15 protein-coding genes are annotated in these 20,892 nt (G+C 34.7%); 9 read left to right on the top strand and 6 right to left on the bottom strand.

Annotation, left to right across the window (positions count from 1 at the left end; genetic code table 11):
• Positions 1-12 precede the first annotated feature (12 nt).
• Entirely contained in the window at positions 13-2,145 is a 2,133-nt protein-coding gene (locus tag NBRC110019_RS08920; RefSeq protein WP_281754174.1) for a T9SS type A sorting domain-containing protein, read from the bottom strand.
• 197 nt (positions 2,146-2,342) lie between these two features.
• On the opposite strand from NBRC110019_RS08920, the gene NBRC110019_RS08915 reads away from it, so the two are divergent.
• Complete coding sequence (locus NBRC110019_RS08915; protein WP_281754173.1) at positions 2,343-5,027, top strand: zinc-dependent metalloprotease; 2,685 nt, start codon at positions 2,343-2,345, stop codon at positions 5,025-5,027.
• A 395-nt stretch (positions 5,028-5,422) separates the two neighbouring features.
• Here NBRC110019_RS08915 and NBRC110019_RS08910 read toward each other — a convergent pair whose 3' ends face one another.
• From NBRC110019_RS08910 to NBRC110019_RS08900, 3 genes are all read right to left on the bottom strand, one after another.
• The gene (locus NBRC110019_RS08910) at positions 5,423-6,412 is read right to left on the bottom strand and encodes an aspartate-semialdehyde dehydrogenase (RefSeq protein ID WP_281754171.1); all 990 of its coding nucleotides are present in this window, start codon (positions 6,410-6,412) and stop codon (positions 5,423-5,425) included.
• A gap of 311 nt (positions 6,413-6,723) precedes the next feature.
• Positions 6,724-7,830, bottom strand: a complete 1,107-nt coding sequence (gene alr, locus NBRC110019_RS08905; protein ID WP_281754170.1) for an alanine racemase — start codon at positions 7,828-7,830, stop codon at positions 6,724-6,726.
• Positions 7,814-8,476: a thymidine kinase gene (locus tag NBRC110019_RS08900; RefSeq protein WP_281754169.1), complete on the bottom strand. Its 663-nt coding sequence runs from the start codon at positions 8,474-8,476 to the stop codon at positions 7,814-7,816. The genes alr and NBRC110019_RS08900 overlap by 17 nt, the downstream gene beginning before the upstream one ends.
• A 106-nt stretch (positions 8,477-8,582) precedes the next feature.
• Between NBRC110019_RS08900 and NBRC110019_RS08895 the strand changes: the two genes are divergently transcribed.
• Together NBRC110019_RS08895 and rsmI are read left to right on the top strand one after the other, a co-directional pair.
• On the top strand, positions 8,583-9,374 hold the full coding sequence (locus NBRC110019_RS08895) for a DUF8457 domain-containing protein (RefSeq protein WP_281754168.1): 792 nt from the start codon (positions 8,583-8,585) through the stop codon (positions 9,372-9,374).
• Positions 9,375-9,418: 44 nt separating this feature from the next.
• Positions 9,419-10,090 (top strand): 16S rRNA (cytidine(1402)-2'-O)-methyltransferase, encoded by a 672-nt coding sequence (gene rsmI, locus NBRC110019_RS08890; protein WP_281754167.1) that lies wholly within the window; start codon positions 9,419-9,421, stop codon positions 10,088-10,090.
• A gap of 35 nt (positions 10,091-10,125) precedes the next feature.
• On the opposite strand, the gene NBRC110019_RS08885 is transcribed toward rsmI, so the two are convergent.
• Positions 10,126-10,533, bottom strand: coding sequence for an ankyrin repeat domain-containing protein (locus NBRC110019_RS08885; protein WP_281754166.1), 408 nt, complete (start codon positions 10,531-10,533; stop codon positions 10,126-10,128).
• Positions 10,534-11,233: 700 nt separating this feature from the next.
• Here NBRC110019_RS08885 and proC point away from each other — a divergent pair.
• From proC to NBRC110019_RS08855, 6 genes are all read left to right on the top strand, one after another.
• Positions 11,234-12,040, top strand: coding sequence for a pyrroline-5-carboxylate reductase (proC, locus tag NBRC110019_RS08880; protein ID WP_281754165.1), 807 nt, complete (start codon positions 11,234-11,236; stop codon positions 12,038-12,040).
• Positions 12,041-12,046: 6 nt separating this feature from the next.
• Positions 12,047-12,817 carry a glutamate 5-kinase gene (proB, locus tag NBRC110019_RS08875; RefSeq protein WP_281754164.1) on the top strand — a complete coding sequence of 257 codons (771 nt, stop codon included), beginning with the start codon at positions 12,047-12,049 and terminating at the stop codon, positions 12,815-12,817.
• Positions 12,818-12,838: 21 nt separating this feature from the next.
• Entirely contained in the window at positions 12,839-14,038 is a 1,200-nt protein-coding gene (locus NBRC110019_RS08870; RefSeq protein ID WP_281754163.1) for a glutamate-5-semialdehyde dehydrogenase, read from the top strand.
• A gap of 111 nt (positions 14,039-14,149) precedes the next feature.
• Positions 14,150-14,509 carry a YraN family protein gene (locus tag NBRC110019_RS08865; protein WP_281754162.1) on the top strand — a complete coding sequence of 120 codons (360 nt, stop codon included), beginning with the start codon at positions 14,150-14,152 and terminating at the stop codon, positions 14,507-14,509.
• Positions 14,510-14,572: 63 nt separating this feature from the next.
• The gene (locus NBRC110019_RS08860; protein ID WP_281754161.1) at positions 14,573-15,232 is read left to right on the top strand and encodes an aspartate kinase; all 660 of its coding nucleotides are present in this window, start codon (positions 14,573-14,575) and stop codon (positions 15,230-15,232) included.
• Between the two features lie 75 nt (positions 15,233-15,307).
• Complete coding sequence (locus tag NBRC110019_RS08855) at positions 15,308-17,494, top strand: M12 family metallo-peptidase (RefSeq protein WP_281754159.1); 2,187 nt, start codon at positions 15,308-15,310, stop codon at positions 17,492-17,494.
• A 49-nt stretch (positions 17,495-17,543) separates the two neighbouring features.
• Here the strand turns inward: NBRC110019_RS08855 and mfd are convergent, their stop codons facing one another.
• Positions 17,544-20,888, bottom strand: coding sequence for a transcription-repair coupling factor (mfd, locus tag NBRC110019_RS08850; protein WP_281754158.1), 3,345 nt, complete (start codon positions 20,886-20,888; stop codon positions 17,544-17,546).
• Positions 20,889-20,892 lie beyond the last annotated feature (4 nt).

The following is a 20,892-nucleotide window of genomic DNA, read 5'->3' as shown; positions in this document are numbered from 1 at the left end:
AACTACAATTATTTATTTTTTAACAAACTGAAGCGCAACAGACTCATCTCCGCTTGCAATTTTAATTATATAAACACCAGTAGCAAATTGGCTAGTGTTAATTTGTAAATCTTGCTCGTTAGAAATAGCTTTAGCCATTATTTGTTGTCCTAAAGTATTGTAAATACTATAGTTTTCTGGTAACTCATTGCTACCAACGCTAATGTTTAAAGTGTTACCAGCTGGGTTAGGGTATAGTGTAATTGCATCTAAACCAAAAGACTTAGTACTCAGAGCATCGTATAGCTTAAAGTTTACATCTTCACCATATTCATAATCACATCCGGTTAAAAATTCTACTCCATCAGCAGATAACGAGTAGTAACCATCACCTTCTGGGTATCCAAGAGTTCCATAAGGGCAAATACCATCTCCATATGAATCTTGAATAGAGAATGTGTAGCAACCTAGTGTTGATAGGTTGAACGTCTCATTTACAGGACTAGATAAAACGAAAGTATAAGTACCTGTAAAAGGATTTTCAGTTACGCTACCATTTGAATAACTTCCTCCTGAATATACGATGGTTCCACTAGGATCGTATAATTGCCATGTAGTTTCAGATCCCCATGGGTCTAATTGAATGTCTAATGTTATTACGGATGAAACATCTACAATAGCAGATTCTATTTGGAACGTGCTGTTACTTGAATCGTTAGAAGCAACCATATCCGAAGTGCCATTAACAGAGGTAATCGTAACATAATAGGTGTGTTGATTGTTATCAGGAGCAGAAATAGTTGGCATAGTAATAACTTCAGATGCGCCATAAGCAAGAGAACCAGACCAGTTGTAGGTAGTAGGTGTATTACTATCTACATAGTAATTAAGTACTGCTGAAGTAAGATCGTTGTTACCTAAGTTGGTAAGTGTAATTTCAGGAGTAAGGGTTGTGCTACATATGGTATATTCGAAAGAATTAACTTCTACTTTACCATCATAATCTTCAGGGTTTGGAGCATTACATACTGTTGAGCTAAGTAGTTCAACTCTTCTAGGAGAGTTAGCTAATACAGCTAAAATACGTGTCTTTTGATCTTGTGTAAAAATATTCATACAAGTATCAGGGGTATAGTCCATGTAGTTTTCAATCATGTCATTACCTGCATCAGATGGGCAACTATCTGCAGTTGTACAATTGAAATTAGAACCGGCTGCAGCAGGAGTATCAGGACAATAATCTTGTCCGCTGTCTGTTGAGTTCACACTACAAGTCGTATTATCTCCCCAAATGTGTCTTAATCCTAGGCAGTGTCCAATTTCGTGAGTTAATGTTCTACCCTTGTCGTAAGTAGAGTAGTAATTACCAGTAACATAATCAGAAGATCCAAAACATCTCCAGTCTAAAATAACACCATCAGTACTCGCAGCACCCCCATTAGTATTTAAACCACCTAAGCCAGAGTTCGACGGGAATTGAGCGTATCCAAGAATAGAACTTAAGTCACCACCAAATTCACAAATCCAAATATTAAAATATTGGGTAGGATCCCATATAGTTTGTGGCTTTAAAATATTTTCACAATTACTATTGTTCCAAGTGTATCCAGAAAGGTTTACACGGTCAACTCCATTTGTTAATGATCCGTCAGGAGCAGTTTGTGCTAAACAAAATTCTATTTCAACATCAGCACCTACAGCATTGGTGTTGTACCCAGGAGTACCAGTTTCTCTTCTGTAGTCTTGGTTTAAAACGGTAATTTGAGACTGTACACGAGCTAATGAAATGTTTTCACCTGATCCTACTGCATCTCCGTCATGTATTACGTGAACAACAACAGGAATATTAATTACAGTATTAACATTAGCGGTTCCATCGATTTGTTTGGCAGCAAGTTTTTGCTTCATTGCGTTAACCTTAGGGGCTAACCAATTTTCAAATTCTTCAGTAGAAAATCTTTTAGGATAAAGTTCTTGAAGTTTTGCTTCATTTTCAGTCGAAACGCATCTTACGAGTGCTCCTGTCTCTTTACGAGCATGATTTTCCTCAGATAATACAAGCTCTCCTTTCGATTTTTTAGGTAGTGCTTTTTTTTCTTGGGCTTGAACGGACAAACCAATAAAGAAAAAAAGAACACCCGTCATAATAGTAATTCTTTTCATCATAAGGATGGATTAATAGTTTATAGATTATGGCAAATATAAAAGATTATATTAAAAAAACTTTAACTTTTTAATATATACGTTGCAGAAAATATACGAATAAGAATAAAACGTCTACTAATAATCTAATTTGAATAACAATTAAATGATTTTAATTTATAAAAATAATAACGATATTTACATTTTATAAAACTACAATAATGAGAAAAACTCTACTTTTTTTAATACTCAGCAGTATGTTTTTTGCAGGCTTTGGACAAGGTCTATGGAATCCAACTGAGGAAAGCAAGATGTCAGATCTTGAGAAATCGGATAGAATAGCGATGCCTATTTCCTATCAACTTTATCACTTAAATTTAACACAGTTAAAGCAAACATTAGTTGCAGCACCATTGCGTAATTCTGGTCTTAGTTCTGCCGTTATTATAGATTTTCCGGTTGCTAAAAATCAGTTAGAAAGCTTTGTAATTTACAATGCACCAGTAGTAGCTCCAGAATTAGCTGCCAAGTTTCCTGGGTTAGATTCTTATGTAGGGCAAAGTATTAGTAATCCGGAAAACAGTGTACGTTTTAGTGTTACCCAATTTGGTTTACATGCTATGTTTTTTACGGAGAAGGGAGTAAGTTATATAGATACTTATACTAAGGATTTAAACAACTATATTTTCTATAAAAAATCGGCATTATTCGAAAATAGAAACTTTGAATGTTTAGTAGAAGGAAATGTAAGTTCAGGGGCTAAAGTTATGGGAGCTAATGAAACTAGCGCTCCAACTATGGATGATAGTACCTTTAGAAGTTATAGATTAGCAATGGCATGTACTATTGAGTATGCTGCTTATCACATTGATGCTGCCGGGGTGAGTTCTGGTACTTTAGCAGAGAAAAAAGCTGCTGTATTAGCGGCAATGGTGGTTACCATGACTAGAGTGAATGGTATTTATGAAAGAGATATGGCGGTTACAATGGAATTAATTGCTAATAACGAAGATGTTATTTTTGTTAACTCCGATAATTTTACCAATGATAATGCATCAGCATTAATTAACGAGAGTCAGGCTGTTATTAACTCTTATATTGGAACGGCTAATTACGATATAGGGCATACAGTAAGTACCGGTGGTGGTGGATTAGCACAATTGAATGTGCCTTGTACAGCAAACAAAGCTAGAGGAATTACGGGGTCTTCTGCACCTGTTGGAGACACGTATGATATAGACTATGTTTCGCACGAAATGGGACACCAGTTTGGTGCACATCATACCTTCAATAATTCATGTAGCGGTAATAGAAACAGTGCTACTGCTGTAGAGCCCGGAAGTGGTAGTACAATTATGGCATATGCGGGTATCTGTGCTCCAAATGTTCAGAACAACTCTGACGACCATTTCCATGCCGTTAGCATTGCAGAAATGAAAGCTTGTGTTACAAACGTTGCTACATGTTCTACCAACACGGCTAATGGGAATACCGTGCCAACTATAAGTGCAGGGAACAATTATACAATACCAAAAAGTACACCATACATTTTAGAAGCTACCGCTTCTGATGCAGATGGTGATGCGTTAACGTATTGTTGGGAGCAGACAGATACTGCTATTTCTACACAACCACCAGTTGCTAGTAGCAATTCTGGTCCTAATTACAGATCGAATTCACCGGTTTCTTCTCCAAAACGTTACATGCCTAGTTTAGATGCGGTTTTAGCCGATAACTTAGTGCCAATCTGGGAAGTTACCCCTAGTACTGCAAGAACATTAAATTTTGCTTGTACGGTTAGAGATAACCAAACCATTATGGGTGGGCAAACCAATAGAGATGATATGGTAGTTAGTGTGAGTGGTTTTGCAGGGCCTTTTAATGTTACATCTCAGGCTACCAGCGGAATATCTTGGAACCAAGGCGAAACACGTACCATAACATGGGATGTTAATGGAGCTAGCAATTTACCTGGGTCTTCAACAGTAGACATTTTACTTTCTACGGATGGGGGATATAATTATGATATCGTATTATTATCGGGTACATCAAATGATGGTTCGGCCGATATTATAGTACCAAATGTTGCAGCCCCATACTGTAGAGTAATGGTAAAGCCAACAGGAAATATTTATTATGATATTAATCCGGTAGATTTTGCTATAGGATATTCTGTAGTAAGTACTTGTTACACATACACAAATAACACAGTATTATCTGTTCCTGATGGGGCAGGGGCTAATGTACCTGGTACCGTTGTTAGTAATAACGTAACCGTTGCTGATGATATTAATATTACCGATGTGAATGTTACTGTAGATGCGACTCATAGCTATATTCAGGATTTGGTGATTGCTCTTAATAACCCTAATGATGATCAGGTATATTTATGGGGAAGATATTGTAATGGAGAGGATGGATTTACAGTTACTTTTGATGATGACGGACAGAGTTTAAGTGGAGCTACTTGTAATGATCCTCAAACAGGTACGTTTGCGCCTTATGGTAATTTAGCTGATTTTAACGGAACTACTTCTGTAGGACAATGGACTATGCTAGCCGCAGATTATTATAATGGAGATACGGGTCAGATAAATAGCTGGACGCTTGAATTATGTTCTCAAAGTGCTACTGCTAAAAATGATAACTTTAATTCAATTTCTGAATTTGATATATATCCTAACCCTAATAATGGTAATTTTTCAATTCATTTAATGAGTACTTCTGCTAAGGATATTACCGTTGATGTATTTGATATTAGAGGTAGAAATGTATTTACTAACAATTACACCAATGCTGGTGACTTTAACCAGATTATTAGTTTGGATAACGTAACTAAAGGGGTGTATTTGCTAAATGTTTCTGATGGTCAGAGTAAAGAAACTAAGAAAATTGTGATTCAGTAAATCGTTCAATTTATAAGGTATTAAGAACCCCGGTAACAAGTTACCGGGGTTTTTTATATCTTTTAATGAAGTTTGACAAGGTGGTATAAAGTTTATAGAATAGGAATGTTACTATATGTGTATTGGATGAGTAAAAAATAGTTGTACTGTTAATGTAAAGGCTATTGAGGTTAGCTCTATTATAAAAGGAGTGGTGTCGTTTGTGGAATGAAGAAATAGAATGGACTGATAATAGATGTGGTTAATTATTCAAATTTGAACCAATGCTTTTCATGAGTATTTTTATTAGAGAAGTTGGGGGTTGTAATTTCGTTAGGACAGGAGGTAAAAAAACCACTCCATAAATGAAGTGGTTTTACTAATGCTTTGTTTTTTTAAGAAAACTATTGAAACTACTATAAAAGATCGTTAGCTGCTAAATATTCGGCAATTTGCACGGCGTTGGTTGCAGCTCCTTTACGTAAGTTGTCTGCTACAATCCACATGTTCAGGGTGTTTGGGTTGGTTTCATCTCTACGTAATCTACCTACAAAAACCTCGTCTTTTTGGTGTGCATAAATTGGCATTGGGTACGTGTTAGTATCAGTATTGTCTTGTACAATAACACCTGGGGTTTCACTTAATAATTTACGAACTTCGCTAAGTTCAAAATCATTTTCAAACTCTACGTTTACAGATTCAGAATGTCCACCAGCAGTAGGTATTCTAACAGCGGTAGCGGTTACAGAAAATGAATCGTCTGATAATATCTTTTTAGGCTCGTTAGCCAATTTCATTTCTTCCTTCGTGTATCCGTTATCTAAAAATACATCGCAGTGCGGTAATGCATTTCTATAAATAGGATAAGGGTACGCCATATCTCCTTTAACACCTTGTTCTTCATTAGCCAATTGTTGTACCGCTTTTACTCCGGTACCAGAAACAGATTGATAGGTAGAAACAATTACACGTTTCATTTTATAAGCACGGTGTAAAGGAGCCAATGCTAGTACCATTTGAATGGTAGAACAATTAGGGTTTGCTATAATTTTATCTTCCTTGGTTAATTCGCCTGCATTAATTTCTGGAACTACCAATTTTTTGCTCGGATCCATTCTCCATGCAGAAGAGTTGTCTACAACCGTAGTACCTACTTCGGCAAATTTAGGAGCCCATTCTAAACTGGTATCTCCACCAGCAGAAAAGATGGCAATATCTGGCTTTAAAGCCACGGCGTCTGCCAAACCAATTACTTTATAAGGTTGTCCGCTATATACTACTTCTTTACCTACAGAGCGCTCAGAGGCAACAGGATACAACTCTGTTACCGGGAAATTACGTTCTGCTAATACTTGTAACATTACTTCGCCTACCATTCCGGTAGCGCCTACAACAGCTACTCTCATGATGTTTATTTTTTTAATCTATACAAATGTACGTATTATAGCGATTGGGTTTTGTAAAAAAAGCAATTTTATAAAAATATAACAAAAAGTTACTTTTATAAAAAAAGACCGCTCGATAGTGAGCGGTTTAGTGAAACTTAACAATTATGCAGTGTAGCGGTTACACGGCGTATTTTAACATAGAAGATGTGCCTCCTTATGATTTGTTTTTTAGTAAATCTCTTAAAAGTGCCATACCTAGCATTCTGTGACTAGATTAAAATTAACAAAAAATATGCGGATCTTAAAATAAATCTAAAGCATCTGAAATATTATATTAAAAAAACTCTCTTTATTCGTTTAGATAAATCGGTAATTAATTCGTAAGAAATGGTTTCGGCGGCCTCGGCTAAAGCTTCTGCTGTATGAATTTTATCAAATACAATAACTTCATCACCCTCTTCGCAATCAATATGGGTAACATCTACCATTACCATATCCATACATACGTTTCCTACTATATAAGCTTTTTGATTGTTTATAAAAACGAAGCCTTTTCCTTTTCCATAAATACGGGTAAGTCCGTCGGCATGACCAATAGGCAAGGTGGCAGTTCTCATAACCTTATTAGTAATGAGTCCGCGGTTGTAGCCTAAACTATCGCCAGGCTGTAACTCGTGTATCTGAGAGATAACTGTTTTAAGCGAGGCAATAGGAATAAGATCTGGTTGATATTTAGGGTCGTTAGCAAATCCGTATATACCTATACCACTCCGTACCATATCAAAATGGGCTTGTGGGTAGTTTAATATTCCTGAAGTATTGCATTGGTGTAAAATGGGGGTGTATCCCAGTTTTGGAATAAGGTTACTGGTAATATCTTTAAATAAAGCTATTTGAGATTTTGTAAAGGCATCTTCGGTTAAATCTTCTGAAGCCGCCAAATGAGAAAAGCACGAAACAACTTTAACCGCTGTTGTTCCTGAAAGTGTTTCAGTAATAAAAGGAAGGTCTTGTTTATCAAAACCCAATCGATTCAATCCAGTATTAAACTTTAGATGAATCGGGTAATTGGTTTGGTTTTTTCGTTTTGCTGTTTCAATAAACTCGAGTAACGTTTTTTGGGAATATATACTGGGTTCTAGACAGCGATTTATGATGGTCTCCAGATTTATTTTTTGAGGGTGTAATACAAGAATCGGTTTTTTAATTCCGGCATTTCTTAACTCTTCACCTTCACTGGTATAGGCAACGGCAAAATAATCTGTTCCGCATTTCTCTAAGTGTTGTGCAATGGGTACCGAATCGTTACCATAGGAAAAAGCTTTAACTACAGCTAAAAACTTAGTATTTGGTTGTAGTTTAGATCGTAAGTGCTCATAATTATGTTTAAGAGCAGTAAGGTCTATTTCGAGAATCGTTTCATTCGCCTTCGGCATTTTTGTTTTCTAGATCTTTTTTCGGAAGTATTTCATTAGCATCTTTTACTTCCATCTTATTTAATTTTTCCTTTAGAATGGCCTTGTAGAAAGCAGCTCTACTTAGCGGTTCGTATTCTTCAGTTTCACCTAACAATACCAAGTTATCGTTGCTTGATTTACGGTGACTGTAGTGTGCTAAGTTTCCGGTTCTGGTACATACCGCATGTACTTTAGTAACGTATTCGGCAGTGGCCATAAGTGCAGGCATTGGTCCGAACGGATTTCCTTTGAAATCCATATCTAATCCGGCAACAATAACACGTATACCACTATTGGCTAAATCGTTACAAACAGCTACGATTTCATCATCAAAAAACTGAGCTTCATCAATTCCTACAACATCACAGCCATCGGCCAATAATCTAATATTAGCTGCGGCTGGTACCGGAGTAGAAGGTATTTCGTTAGCATCGTGAGAAACTACCATTTCTTCGTCATAACGAGTATCTACGGTAGGTTTAAAAATTTCAACACGTTGTTTAGCAAATTGGGCACGTTTTAGTCTACGAATAAGTTCCTCGGTTTTCCCCGAGAACATGGATCCGCATATAACTTCTATCCAACCAAATTGTTCTTTGTGATTAACAGTATTTTCGAGAAACATTTTGTACTTTTCAGGTCTAAAGCTGTCAGCTTGCTTTTTTGTAAAGCTAATAAGCTTATGCAAATTTATCAAAAAGTTAAGAAGCAATTTGCTTAAAATTTTAAATATGAAAAAGAAATTAGAGTCAGAATTAATTAGTATTGCTCATAAAGTATTGAAATTAAAGGGGAAAGAAGATATTGATGCCTTGCTGACGGAAACCCAAAAATTATATGAGAAACTTACGGTTTTGAAGTTTGTTGAGGAGCATTTTGGAGCTGTGCAGCCAACAATTGGTAAGAATGAGGTGATTGAGAAGTTTGAAGAAATGGCGGGTAATGTAATGACTAACAATAAACAAGTTCCTGAAAGTAACCCTAATGAAGAAGATATTGTGTCGCCATTAATGGATACCATTAAAGGGATGGTAGAAGAAATGCCCGAGAAAGATCATAAAGAAGAAACATTAGACGATATTTTATCTGGTTTTAGTTCGGAAGCTATGTTTGTAAAAAAAGAACAAGCTTCTTTTGTGGTAAAAGAAGAACCTAAAGTTGAGGAAACACCCTCTGAACCTGTTCAGGAGGAAGTTAAAGAAGCGAAGATACCTGAACCTGTTGTGAGTAAACCTGTAGTAGAGGAACCAAAAGTAAGTAAATTGTCAAAATCTTTAAATGACAGAGCGTTTAGACATGGTATTCAGATAGGATTAAATGATAGAATAGGGTTTGTAAAACATTTGTTTGGAGGTAATTCAGATGACTATAATAGAGTTATTTCTCAATTAAATACAGCCACTTCCTTTGTAGAGGCTCAAACATTTATAGAACAAATGGTAAAACCAGATTATAATAATTGGGATGGTAAAGAAGAATATGAAACGCGTTTCTATGCTATTATTGAAAAGAAATTTGACTAATAAGAGCCAAATTCTTAAACAAGTATTTAGAGCGTTATTGTAATATGAAGTTATATATTGTTCCAACTCCTATAGGGAATCTTGAAGATATGACATTTAGAGCTATAAAAGTTTTAAATGAAGCTGATTTTATATTAGCGGAAGATACCCGTACCTCTGGGAAACTCTTAAAACATTTTGATATAGGTACTCCTATGTATAGTCACCATATGCATAATGAGCATAAGACAGTAGAAACCGTTATAGCCCGTTTAAAGAGAGGGGAAACGGGAGCTTTAATAAGTGATGCAGGTACTCCTGCGATATCAGATCCCGGATTTTTAGTAACGCGAGCTTGTATAGAAAATAGTATAGAAGTAGAGTGTTTGCCAGGAGCAACAGCTTTTGTACCTGCTCTAGTTAATAGTGGATTGCCTAACGATAAATTTGTGTTCGAAGGTTTTTTACCGGTTAAGAAGGGTAGACAAACTCGATTTCAAATTTTAGCTGAAGAGGTAAGAACTATAATCTTTTATGAGTCGCCTCATAAGTTAATCAAGACACTTCAACATTTTGAAGAATATTTTGGTGAAGATAGGCGTATATCGGTCTCCAGAGAGTTAAGTAAGTTACATGAAGAAACTATTAGAGGAACAGTAACCGAGGTACTTCAACATTTTAACAATAAACCTCCTAAAGGAGAAATAGTAATAGTAGTAGAAGGTAAAAAAAAGTGATGTGTTTAAACACATCACTTTTTGGTTATATAACTTTATAATACGTCTTGTTTAGCTGCTGTTATAATGGCTAATGTTTCGGTAGCACTAGATAATTTAGCAAATTTTTCTGCAGTATAATGTTCTTTATCCGATTGAATAGTAAGGTCTGCTCCATTGGTAATAAGCAAGCTTAAAATTTCTGCTTTATTGTAGCGTGCAGCATACATAGCAGGAGTTTTACCCAAACACTTTTGGTTAATATTTTCTCCTAATTCAATCATCTGTTTTACCATATCTGTTTTTCCTAAAACGATCGCTTTACAGAATGGATTTAATTCAGAGTTTAATACAGTATTTGTTGTAATTTCAGAATTATCTACTTTTTCTAAAGTTGGTAATTCAGTAGCAGTAGCTACTAAAGCACTAAGTGCTAAAACGAAGGTTGCAATTGTTCTTTTCATAATTAATATTTTATTTGATTTAATGAATGATTTTTAATTATTGTTTTGAGTACTTTACTCGTTTATAATAGACTGTGAAATTACAGGATTGTTACATATAATTATTTTTTTAATCTTTTTTTAACATATTGTCATTAAATCAGTTTTGTACTGAAAAATTAATAAAATATTTGTGGATTAGAGGTATTGTGAGAGTCAAGCTTGGTAAACTGATTTTTCATCTGTAAACCCGTTAAACTATTGCGTTCTAGTTAATTTTTTAAATACAGTTTGGTTGCGTTTATACGGTTTTTATTTGTTGTATTTACAGTTATAATTTGTATTTTTTATCTTTCTTTTTAAGAACGTAGATTCTTTATAGTATAGTTTATCGATGGATTATTTGCTTGTTTAACGTTCTCTTAAATTTGGTTAGCATTTTTTAACATAGGAAAAGAGTGCTTTTTTTGTAATGGGAAATGAAATTTATATTTCATTTTTTTGGAATTTTTAAAAATTTCTTAGACTATACTGTATAAGGTCTACCAAGGTTTCTTTTCTCTTCAATCGATAGATAAAATAAATTTTTACTTACTTTTTGTATAGAATTTATTTATGATTAAAGGATAGGAGTCAATAATCTCTATGGTTAAAATTGGCATAAGGGCCTATAATTAGGCAACTTTGCACCATAATTTAATATTAACTCAAAAACTAATACATGAAAGTTTTAGTTATAGGTGCAGGAAATATGGGTCTCACCTATGCCCAGGCTATGTCTAAGTCTAAATTCTTGAAAAAGAAAGATCTAATGATTTTAGATAATTCTCCAGAAAAATTATTATCATTAGAAAAAATTGAACATTTTGACGTGTATGATCAGCTTAAAGATTGTTTGCCAAAAGCAGATATTATCTTTATAGCGGTAAAGCCATTTCATAGTGCTGAATTATTTGCAAAGATGAAATCAATGGTATTACCAGATCAGATTATTATATCTATAATGGCAGGTGTTACCATAGAAACAATGCAAACTGCATTAGGTATAACTAAGGTGGTAAGAGCTATGCCAAATTTACCGGCACAAGTTGGTAAAGGTGTTACTTCTTTTACGGCAAGTAAAGAGGTTTCTCGTTTAGAATTAATTACTGTAGAGAGTCTTTTAAATACAACAGGAAAATCACTTAAAGTAAGTTCAGAGAAGTATATAGATGCTTCTACTGGTATTTCTGGTAGTGGACCTGCCTATGTATTTTATTTTATGCAGTCTATGATGGAAGCTGCCTTAAAAATGGGATTTTCATCGGGGGATTCAAAAGTGTTAGTAACACAAACTTTTGATGGAGCAGTAGAGTTGTTTAATCAATCTGATTTATCTCCTAATACATGGATGGATAGAGTTGCCTCTAAAGGAGGAACCACAAGAGCTGCATTAGATTCTATGGAAGATAATAACGTGAAAGAGCGTATTAAAGAGGCTGCTTATGCCGCTTTTGACAGAGCAGTTGAATTAGGAAAAGAAAAATAGAAAAACATGTACGATAAACGTGTGGTCATTAAAGTAGGAACAAACGTAATGACCAACAAAGACAATAGAATTGTAAGACCTGTTTTAGAACATTTGGTAAAACAAGTAGCACAATTATATGAAGAGAACGTAATGACCGTATTAGTGTCATCGGGTTCTGTAATTGCAGGTAAAGAAGTACTTGGAGAAAGCACTATAAGTGATAAGGCTATGAGACGTCAGGTGTTTAGCTCCATTGGGCAACCAAGAATGATGCGCCTTTATTACAATATTTTTCATGATTATGGAATGAAATGTGCTCAAGTATTAGCTACTAAAAGAGATTTTAATCCGGGTGATCATAGAAAAAATATGGTAAATTGTTATGAGGGATTATTGTCTGAAGGAGTTGTGCCAATTGCAAATGAGGACGACGCTGTATCGCTTACCAGTAGCATGTTTACTGATAATGATGAGTTAGCAAGTTTAGTAGCAGAATTGATTAATGCTGATTTATTGATTATGCTTACCGATACTGATGGTTTATATGACGGGCACCCTGAAGATGAGGATACCAAACTTATTCAAAACGTAAAAGTAGCTGAGAATGTTGAGAAATATGTAGCAGAGAACCGTAAAGGAGAAGCAGAAGGTAGAGGGGGTATGGCCTCTAAACTACATATTGCAAAGGCTACAGCTAAGAAAAACATCCCTACTTTTATAGCTAATGGAAAGAATGAAAACATTATCCTGGATATTGTTCATGGAAAATCTGTTGGTACAAAATTTACAGCTTAACAACTAAAGTATAGAATTGATATGAAATTGATGGCGAAAGCGATAAAGAATAAAGTTTTAAAGTCTATGATTACCATTTTAGGCAATCGTAGAGCGGAAATAATAGACGCTAATAAAAGAGATCTTGATGCATTTACTAAAGATGATCAGGCTATGTATGATCGCTTGGTAGTGAATGATAAAAAGGTTGATGGAATGATACAGGCGGTTACGGAAGTAATGGAGCAAGATGATCCTGTAGATACAGAAATATCTAGTCTTACGTTGGCTAATGGTTTAAAAGTGATTAATAAAACGGCGCCTTTTGGTACTATTATGATTATTTATGAATCTAGACCTGATGTTACTATTGAAGCTGCGGTTCTTGCGTTTAAGGCAAATAATAAAATTCTTTTAAAAGGCGGTAAAGAGGCGGTGCATAGCAACAAGGAGTTAGTATATTGTTGGCATCTTGCTTTAGAAGAAAATGGATTAGAGAGAGATTGGATTCAATTATTAACCTTAAACCGTGATGAGACACAGGCATTTTTGAAAAATCCTGATCAGAAGTTGGATTTAATTGTACCACGAGGAGGTGAGCGTTTAATTGCTTTTGTAAAAGAACATGCACAATGTGCTGTACTTATTAGTGGTAGAGGAAATAATTTCTTGTTTGTACATAAGAATGCAGATTGGGATAAAACGGTGAACGTTATTTTAAATGCAAAAACGCATAAAATTTCTGCTTGTAATGCATTAGATAAAATTTTGTTTGATGCTGATTTACCCGATCTTGAAGCAAAACTTAAAGAGTTAAATGCAATTTTGAAGGAGTCCAATGTTACTGTATTGGTAGATGATAACGTATCTAAAGTATTAACCAAAAATCAGGTGATTGCAGATGAGGCTGTTTGGTATGAAGAGTTTTTAGCTATGCGATGTGTAATTGGCATGACTAACGATGTAGATGCTGCTATTGAAAAGATCAATACGTATTCAGGAGGGCATTCTTCTACAATTATGACGGAAGATACTACAGTTGCGTTTGCATTTATGCAACAAGTAGATAGTGCTGCTGTATATCATAATGCATCTACTAGATTTACAGATGGTGGACAAATGGGGGTTGGTGCAGAACTGGCTATTAGTACTGATAAGTTACACCATAGAGGCCCGCTTGGATTAAAGCAGTTGGTTACCAATAAATACTATGTGTTTGGTAACGGGCAGATACGTGAATAATTTGATGTTATTATAAATGTAAAAAGGGGAACCGTAATTTTCGGTTCCCCTTTTTTTATATGTTGTACATGTTACAGCATTTAAATATGAATATCAAATAACACTTTTGATTTGGCAGAACATAACGATTTTGGAAAACTAGCGGAAGATGAGGCGGTAAACTATTTAAAGAGGAAAGCTTATAGAATAGCCTTTCGTAACTATAGATATGGAAAGGCTGAAATTGATATTTTGGCATTTGATAATGAAGTGTTGGTGGTTATAGAGGTGAAGGCTAGAAGTACTGGGTATTTTGGTGATCCTGAGCAATTTGTTAGTAAACGTAAAATCCAATTTCTAATAAATGCTGTAAATAAATATGTAGAGCAAAATAATTTAGATGTAGAGATTAGATTTGATATAATAGCAATTTTAAAGCAAAAAGACGGACTAGTTGTTAATCATATAGAGGATGCATTTTACTTCTTCTAAAAGAATAATAAAATGTTGTATTTACAACAAAATGTTTTATTTTTGAGACATAAAACAAAATCTATGAAAACAATATCCTCAGTTGTAGAAGATTACATTAAGTCGAAACCTTTTTTACAAAGTGCTCTGGCACAAGGAATCATTAACCTTACATCATTATCTCGAGTGATTAAGGAAGATATTCAGGAAGGTTTGGGTAAAGAAGTTAGAAGCGGAGCCGTAGTAATGGCCTTAAAACGTCTTTCTGCAGATATGGAATTTAGGGCTACTCATAGAATTTTGAAGGTATTAAAAAATATTGGAGAAATTACAGTACGTTCTTCACTTACAGATTATACTTTTTTAGTATCTGAATCTATATTAAATAGTCAGTCACAACTTTTAAGAGAAATTAATAAGAATAAAGATGTGTTTTATACTTCTTCTAGAGGTGTTAACGAAATAAACATTGTTGTTAGTAATACTATGGAGACTGTTGTTGAGGATACTTTTAAGCTAGAGAAGTATACACAGAAACAAGAGAATTTATCATCTATTTCGGTTAAGTTACCTGAGGATAACGTTTCTACACCTGGTATTTATTATTTTATTTTTCAACGTTTGGCTTGGGAGGGTATTACTATTAACGAAGTGATATCTACTTCAAATGAGTTTACCATTATTGTGGCCGAGGATCAAATAGACAAAGCCTTTAAAGTGATGAAGGATTTGAAAAGTTTATAATTAACATGTTAAAATTTTGAATTTAGTTTCAAAACAGTTTGCTTTGTACATCTTTTTAAAGAATCGTTTTAAATCATGAAAAAAATATTACTATTTAGTTGCCTTATTTTTGGAGCTGTTTTTTTTGCAAATGCACAGCAAGAAATAGCTAAAAAAGTTAAGGAGTTGGAAAAAACAGGTGCTGATTTTAAGCATTTTTCTGTTTTAAATGTAGATGCTTCGGTTGAGACTTTAGAGTCTTCAAAGGCAGTTACGGAGGCCGTGTATGCTACCTTAAATACTTCAGCAGTTTCAGATATTGTTACCAATGCTTATGAGACTATTGAGATTGAGATACCTTATCTTCAACAGAATATTGTAGCAAAACTTTATAAGGTTAATTTGTTTACAGATAACTTTAATGTTGATACAGATAAAGAAACGAATGTTAACTATACTCCAGGAGTATATTATAGAGGGGTAATTAATGGAGAAAGTACTTCTGTTGTTTCTTTTAACTTTTTTGCGAATGAGGTGAATGGTATTTTATCTGGAGAAAATGTTGGGAACATTGTAGTTGGGGAGTTAGATAATGATAAGACTACACCAGGATACATTATATATGATGATCAGGATTTAGTTACAGGCCTTAATTTTGAGTGTCATACTGAAGATAATGGCGGGAAAGAAACTGATAACCATGAAGGATATAAAATTGAAGGTACAGCTAATGTAGCTACTACAAACTGCGTTACTCTGTATTTGGAAATAGATAATGATATTTATGTTCAGAACTCTAGTGATGTTACAGCCACCACAAACTGGATGACCTCAGTATTTAATAATGTTCAAACATTATATACTAATGATGGTATTACAGTAGCTTTAAACGATATGTTTATTTGGACCTCTACAGACCCATTTACGGGTACTTCTTCTAGTGAAAATCTAAGTTTGTTTTACCAAAATAGAGATATAGTTAATGGAGACTTAGGAATGCTAGTTGGTATTGATTCAGGTGGATTAGGAGGTCTTGCGAGTACTATTGATGGTTTGTGTTCCTCAGAAAATCGTGCCTATTCAGATGTTAGCTATTATTATAGTACAGTACCAACTTATTCTTGGACGGTTCAGGTAATTACTCACGAATTTGGTCACCTTTTGGGTTCTAGGCATACCCATGCTTGTGTGTGGAATAATGATAATACCGCAATTGATGGCTGTGGACAACAAGCAGGATATAGTGAAGGTTCTTGTGCAGAGGGTTCTATTCCAAATGCAGGTTCTATTATGAGTTATTGTCACTTAATTTCTGGAGTTGGTATTAATTTTAGCATTGGTTTTGGTAACCAACCTTCAAATGTTATTATAAATACTATTGATGGTTCTAATTGTTTAAGTAGTGATTGTTCAAGTCCTTGTGTTAATCAAGTTTACAATGTTCAATTTTCTAATATTACTCAAACTTCTGCAACTATTACATGGGATTCTTATGGAGGTGAATCTCAATTTGAGGTTGCTGTTTCTCCGTATAATTTCCCATTAGCAACTTATTCTACAGTTACAGGATATTCTTATGTGGCAAATGGTTTAACAAGCAATACGTATTATAAAGTTAGAATACGTCCTGTGTGTACCAATTCAACTGCTACACCAGCGTCTAATATTACCATTTTAGGAACTAACGGAGATGTATGCAGTGGTTTTGTGTTTGCCGATCAAGGAGGAACTAGTGGTCAATATGTTAATAGTGAGACTGTAATTAGAACTTTTACACCAGAGCAAACAGGTAAGGCTACTGAGGTTACCTTTACTAGTTTTAATACTGAAGAGGATTACGATTTTATGTATATCTATGATGGATCAGATACGAATTCTACTTTGTTAACTCCTGGTGGATTATCAGGATCAAGTAATCCAGGTACATTCACATCTACAGCGGCAGATGGGGCATTAACTTTTGAGTTTATACCCGATTCATATTCAACTGCAGCAGGTTGGGAAGCAAATGTTTCTTGTGTAGATTCGACTTTTGGATTAGACAAAAATGAACAAGTAGATTTTTCATATTATCCAAACCCAACTTCAGGAGAAGTTTCTATTACGGCAGCTTCACAAATAGAGAAGGTTGAAGTATACAGTACTACAGGACAATTATTATATACTGCACTTCCGGGATTAACTACTGCTAATGTAAACTTGGCTAAGTTTGCTGCAGGAACGTATTTCTTTGCAATGGATGTCGCAGGAACAACAGTTAATTTTAAGGTGGTTAAATACTAAGAAATAAGATATTTATATACGAAAAAGGCTGTTGTAAAACAGCCTTTTTTTATATCATATTTTTAAATATTTCCATCATTTCTAAAGCCCTAGAAACAGAGTTAATCTTGTCAAAGGAGATTAATAATCGTAAACCGTTTCGGGTTTCCTTTTCTTTCATAGAGCCTTTTCCTCTTAACTCTTTTACATAGTGCATTACCTTGGTAAATCTTGGGCTTTGGTAGAAATTGCTTTGTTGGTCTGCAATAAAATACCCCACCATTTTACTTTTCTTAAGCACAATTTTTTCTAGCCCCATTTCTGTGGCTATCCATTTTATGCGAACGCTTTTTAATAAATCTTTTGCGGGAGATGGTAGTGGTCCGAATCGGTCTATTAAATTGTTCTCATAAATTTTTAGTTGTTCTTCATTCTCAACATTACTTAAGTCGTTGTATAGTTGTAAACGCTCGGTTACGTTGTTAATGTAATCATCGGGGAATAATATCTGAAAATCACTATCTAATTGAGTTTCTTTTACATATGTTTTATCAGCTTCATCTGTAGGATATAAGTCTTTAAATTCGTTCTCTTTCAGCTCTTCAATGGCTTCTTTTAGAATTTTTTGATAGGTATCAAATCCAATTTCGTTTATAAAACCGCTCTGCTCACCACCTAAAATATCACCAGCACCTCTAATTTCTAAGTCTTTCATAGCAATGTTAAAACCACTACCTAAATCGGTAAACTGTTCTAATGCTTGTATGCGTTTACGGGCATCTTCAGTTATGGCCGAGTAAGGAGGTGTTATAAAATAACAGAACGCTTTTTTGTTACTTCTACCCACACGCCCGCGCATTTGGTGTAAGTCTGATAGTCCAAAATTATTAGCGCTGTTTATAAAAATGGTATTGGCATTTGGTACGTCTAATCCGCTTTCAATGATAGTGGTGGCTACCAAAACATCAAAATCACCATTCATAAAGGCAATCATAAGTTGTTCCAGTTTTTTACCGTCCATTTGGCCGTGTCCTATGCCTATTTTAGCGTCAGGTACCAAACGTTGAATCATTCCGGCAACCTCTTTAATGTTTTCTATGCGGTTATGAATAAAGAAAACCTGGCCGCCTCGTTGTATTTCATACGATACCGCATCGCGTATAATCTCTTCATTAAATTGAATTACCTGACTGTCTATTGGGTATCTGTTAGGTGGTGGTGTGTTAATAACCGATAGGTCTCTTGCTGCCATTAAGCTAAACTGTAAGGTACGTGGTATAGGAGTGGCGGTTAGCGTTAAAACGTCCACATTTTCTTTAATCGTTTTAAGCTTGTCTTTAACCGAAACCCCAAATTTTTGCTCTTCATCTACTATTAATAGACCTAGGTCTTTAAACTGAATAGAAGTATTGGTTAGTTGATGGGTTCCAATTACAATATCTATTTGCCCCGATTTTAAATCGGCTAATATTTCCTTTTTGTCTTTGGCAGTCCTAAATCTGTTAAGATAATCTACACGTACCGGAAAGTCTTTCATTCTGCTAGAAAACGACTTATAATGCTGAAAAGCCAATATGGTTGTGGGTACTAATATGGCAACTTGCTTTCCGTTATCAACCGCTTTAAATGCTGCCCTAATAGCCACTTCTGTTTTACCAAAACCAACATCACCGCAGATAAGTCTATCCATAGGTTGTTCGCTTTCCATATCAGTTTTTACGTCTTGTGTAGCCGTGCTCTGATCGGGAGTATCTTCATATAAGAAAGACGCTTCTAATTCATGTTGTAAATAAGAGTCGGGCTTATACTGAAACCCTTTTTCAAGCTTACGTTTCGCATAAAGGTTAATAAGACTAAAGGCAATCTCTTTAACTCGGGTTTTGGTTTTCTTCTTAAGATTTTTCCAGGCAGCACTACCTAATTTATATATTTTTGGTGCTTGCCCATCTTTTCCGTTGTATTTGGTGATTTTATGTAGGGAGTGAATACTAACATATAGAATATCACGGTCTCCATAAATTAGCTTTATAGCTTCTTGCTTTTTACCTTCAACATCAATTTTCTGAAGCCCAGCAAATTTTCCGATACCATGGTCTATGTGAGTAACATAATCTCCTACTTGCAAACTGGTAAGCTCTTTTAACGTAAGTGCTTGCTTTTTTGCATAGCCGCTCTTTAAGCTAAATTTGTGATAACGCTCAAATATTTGGTGGTCTGTATAACAGGCTATTTTGTTTTCGGTATCTATAAATCCTTGGAACATGGAGAGTACAAAGGTTGTATAGTGTACCTTGGTATCCATTTCATCAAAAATATCATGAAAACGCTTTGCTTGTTGTTCGCTTACGCAGGCAATATAGTTAGTATACCCATCTTCATATTGATCGTTAAGGTTTTCAATCAGTAGTTCAAATTGTTTATTAAAAGAGGGCTGTGGTTGTATTTTATAATTTATAAAAGTGTCAGCCTTAAAAAAAGCGGTTGGACCAAACTCTGCAATGGTAAAGGACAGTAATTCCTTATTCAATAACTCGGCAGATGTAAATAGCTCCTCAGGTGTTGCATGTTTTATATCTTCGGATAATTTATCAAAAGCATCAACAGATTTTGCAAATAAACTATTGATTCTGCCATTTAGTAAATCTAGGTTTTTAATGAAAACCGTAGTGTTTTTAGAAATGTATTTTAAAAAACTTTGACGTACTTCAGTTAGTCCTTTATTTTCAACATTAGGGATAATCGTAATTTGTGTTACCTTATCGGTAGATAATTGAGTTTCTATATCAAAGGTTCTAATACTATCAACTTCATCACCAAAAAACTCAATACGATAAGGTGAATCATTTGAAAAAGAAAATACGTCTACAATACCTCCACGTACTGAAAATTCACCTGGTTCTGTAACAAAATCTACGCGTTTGAAATGATATTCAAAGAGCATTTCATTCACAAAATCTAGAGATAAACTATCATTAAGCTTAATTTTAAGCGTATTCTTATCTAGTTCCTGCTTGCTTACCACTTTTTCAAAAAGGGCATCAGGGTAACTAACAATAATTACCGGTTTTTTACGAGAGTTCATTCGGTTTAAAACCTCCGCTCTCAGTAACACATTGGCATTATCGGTTTCCTCTATCTGGTAAGGTCTTCTATAACTTCCAGGATAAAACATTACATTTTTTTCACCGCAAAGTTGTTCTAAGTCGTTAAGATAGTAGGCTGCTTCTTCTTTGTCGTTAAGCAATAATAGAAACGGATGTTCTGTTTGTTTAAAAATAGTAGCAATAACAAAAGAAAAAGAAGAACCTGTAAGACCCTTTAAGTGTATTTTATGTTCGGTTTGGGCAATAGCCTTTTGCAGTTTCTGCGTTTGCGGAGACTGTAAAAAATTCTGAAGCATTGTAGAAGTACTCATATTG

Origin of the sequence: Neptunitalea chrysea, assembly GCF_027924145.1 — a bacterium.
Taxonomy (GTDB): domain Bacteria; phylum Bacteroidota; class Bacteroidia; order Flavobacteriales; family Flavobacteriaceae; genus Neptunitalea; species Neptunitalea chrysea.
The sequence above is the reverse complement of the archived record's forward strand: the minus strand, read 5'-3'. Positions and strand labels throughout refer to the sequence as shown.